Origin of the sequence: Alcanivorax sp., from assembly GCF_051117345.1 — a bacterium.
Taxonomy (GTDB): domain Bacteria; phylum Pseudomonadota; class Gammaproteobacteria; order Pseudomonadales; family Alcanivoracaceae; genus Alcanivorax.
The window spans coordinates 1-3257 of sequence record NZ_JBNPEC010000172.1; the positions used below are offsets into that span (position 1 = coordinate 1).

Sequence of the window (3257 nt, forward strand, 5' to 3'; positions counted from 1 at the left end):
CAGCCTTTCTATGTGAATTCGCCCTACGGCATCACCCTGGCCCACAACGGCAACCTCACTAACGCCGAGGCGCTGGCCGAGCACATTTTCCGGGCTGACCTGCGCCACATTAACACCACCTCCGATTCCGAGGTGCTGTTGAATGTGTTCGCCCACGAATTGCAGAGCATCGGTAAGCTACAGCCAGAACCAAACGATATTTTTGATGCTGTCGCTGCAGTGCACAAGCGGGTGGAAGGAGCCTATGCGGTGGTGGCCATGATCACCGGTTACGGCATTCTGGCATTCCGCGACCCCCACGGCATTCGCCCGGTCTGTTTTGGCCGCAAGGATACCCCCAATGGGCCGGAGTATATGGTGGCTTCCGAGTCCGTGGCGCTGTCTTCCCTGGGCTTTCATATCGAACGAGATCTGGAGCCGGGTGAGGCAATTTATATTACTGCCGAAGGCGAAATGCACACCCGTCAATGTGCCGATAATCCCAGCCTGCACCCATGCATTTTCGAACAGGTGTACCTGGCCCGTCCGGATTCGATCATCGACGGTATCTCGGTGTACAAGGCGCGCTTGCGCATGGGTGAGAAACTGGCGGAAAAAGTCGAGCGTGAATGGCCGGATCACGATATTGATGTGGTCATCCCGATTCCGGATACCAGCCGTACTTCAGCCCTGCAGATGGCCAATCACCTCGGCGTCAAATACCGGGAAGGTTTCATCAAGAATCGCTACATTGGCCGCACCTTTATCATGCCCGGCCAGCAGCAGCGCAAGAAATCCGTACGCCAGAAACTCAATGCCATCGAACTGGAGTTCAAGGGCAAGAATGTGCTGCTGGTGGATGATTCCATTGTGCGCGGCACCACCTGTAACGAAATCATCCAGATGGCTCGAGAAGCCGGTGCCAGGAAGGTGTATTTTGCCTCGGCGGCACCAGCGGTACAGTTCCCCAATGTCTATGGTATCGACATGCCGGCTGCCCAGGAGCTGATTGCCCATGGTCGTACCACCGAGGAAATCGGCAAATTGATCGGTGCGGACAAATTGATTTATCAGGATCTGGAAGATCTGGTGGAAACTTGCAAAGAGGGCAATCCCGGAGTGGAGTCCTTTGACTGTTCCGTGTTCAATGGAACGTATCTGGCAGGCAACATCACACCGGAATATCTGGCAGGCCTTGAGGCTCGGCGCAATGATATGGCCAAGGGCAGCAATGAAAAAACCCAGGCCCTGGCTGATAACGAAATTATCGATCTGCACAACACAAACTGAGTCAGACCCAAGGGAAAACCGAGGCTATCAATGAACGATCTTGATCCGACACAACTCGATGTGGAAACACTGGCAATCCGCACGGCACAGTTGCGTACGGACGAGATGGCTCACTCGGACCCGATTTTTCTGACCTCCAGTTTTGTCTATGAAAGTGCTGCCCAGGCGGCTGCACGTTTTGGCGGGCAGGAACCGGGCAATATCTATTCCCGTTTCACCAACCCAACCGTACGCGCTTTTGAACAGCGTCTGGCTGCGCTGGAAGGGGGCGAGGCCTGCGTGGCCTTTGCCTCCGGCATGGCCGCTATCAGTGGCACCTTCTTTTCCCTGCTGGCTCCAGGCGATCATATCGTCAGTTCCCGCAGTGTGTTCGGCACCACCAATGTGGTGTTTGACAAATATCTGGCCAAATTCGGCATCGAGACGTCGCTGGTGGATCTTAGCGACCTAAAGGACTGGGAAGCGGCAATCCGCCCGGAGACCCGTATCCTGTATCTGGAAACGCCGTCCAATCCGCTATCGGAAATTGGTGATATTCGGGCTCTGGCCAAACTGGCCCACGACAATGGCGCCTTGCTGGTGGTGGATAACTGCTTCTGCACGCCGGCCCTGCAGAAACCACTGGAACTGGGCGCAGACATCATTATTCACAGTGCCACCAAATACCTGGATGGTCAGGGGCGCTGTCTTGGTGGTGCCGTGGTCGGACCGAAAGCAGAAATGGAAGAAGTGCTGGGCTTTGTCCGCTCGGCGGGCGCCTGCATGAGTCCTTTCAACGCCTGGGTATTCCTGAAGGGGCTGGAAACGCTGTCGTTGCGCATGGAAGCCCAGAGTGCCCGCACTCAGGCGTTGGCCGAGTGGCTGGAAAGCCAGCCGGGCATCGTGCGGGTGCACTATGCGGGCTTGAAGAATCATCCCCAGCACGTGCTGGCTGGCAAGCAGCAGTCCGGTTACGGTGCGGTCATGTCCATTGAAGTCGAAGATGCCGCGGGCAACCGGGATAGACAGGCAGCCTGGCGCTTTATTGATGCCACCCGGCTGATTTCCATTACCGCTAACCTGGGGGATGTTAAAACGACGATTACGCATCCGGCGTCAACGACCCATGGGCGCGTGAAAGAGGAAGAAAAGCAACGGGCCGGGGTTACCGAAAATCTTATCCGTCTGGCCATCGGCCTGGAATCGGTCAATGATCTCAAGGCAGATTTGAGCCGGGGGTTACAGGCGCTCGGCAGCGCATAAAACGAGACGTTGCATACATAGCAACCTGTGAACAGAAACGCTTTGGCATGCCGCGTGAAGCGTGCAGCCTGTTGCGTTTGAAAGGGGAACCATGCAGGCACTGGATAAAGCCCTGGCCCAGGTGGGTCGTGTGGTACTGGGCAAAGAAGAACAACTGAAGCTCGCGCTTACCTGCATGCTGGCCAACGGCCATCTGCTTATCGAAGACCTGCCCGGCATGGGCAAAACCACACTGGCTCATGCCCTGGCCCGGGTGTTCAAGCTTGAGTACCGGCGAGTGCAATTCACCAGCGACATGTTGCCGGCGGATATTCTCGGCGTTTCCGTATTCGACCCCAACACGCAGCAATTCTCCCTTCGCGAAGGGCCGGTGTTCACCCAGTTGTTGCTTGCCGATGAGATCAACCGGGCCACGCCGAAAACCCAGAGCGCTCTGCTCGAAGCTATGGAAGAGCGACAGGTGACCCTGGATGGGGTGACCCGGCCCTTGCCGCAACCGTTTTTTGTCGTCGCCACCCAGAATCCGGTGGACCAGGCGGGCACGTTTGTATTGCCTGAATCTCAGCTTGATCGTTTTCTGATGCGGATTTCCCTGGGCTACCCAGCCCCGGAAGTGGAGCTGCAGTTGCTGGCCGGTGGCGACCTGCGCGAGCAGGTTCGTGAGCTTCGGGCGGTGATCAACAGCGACGGACTGGTCAATCTATCACCGATAGTGGGCAAGGTCAGCGCAAGCGCCGAGCCGCTGG

The 3257-nt window shown here is 56.9% G+C and carries 3 protein-coding genes; all 3 read left to right on the forward strand.

Annotation, left to right across the window (positions count from 1 at the left end):
- Window positions 1-1269, forward strand: a 1269-nt coding sequence (gene purF, locus ACFE0K_RS11105) for an amidophosphoribosyltransferase (RefSeq protein ID WP_434536128.1), incomplete at its 5' end; no start/stop codon positions are given.
- A gap of 30 nt (window positions 1270-1299) precedes the next feature.
- Complete coding sequence (locus ACFE0K_RS11110; RefSeq protein ID WP_434536129.1) at window positions 1300-2511, forward strand: O-succinylhomoserine sulfhydrylase; 1212 nt, start codon at window positions 1300-1302, stop codon at window positions 2509-2511.
- 91 nt (window positions 2512-2602) lie between these two features.
- Window positions 2603-3257: AAA family ATPase (locus ACFE0K_RS11115; RefSeq protein WP_434536130.1), on the forward strand; the 655-nt coding region annotated here is incomplete at its 3' end.

Coding starts and splice junctions, on each gene's coding strand:
- ACFE0K_RS11110 (WP_434536129.1), top strand. CDS start 1,300: ATGAACGATCTTGATCCGACACAACTCGATGTGGAAACACTGGCAATC.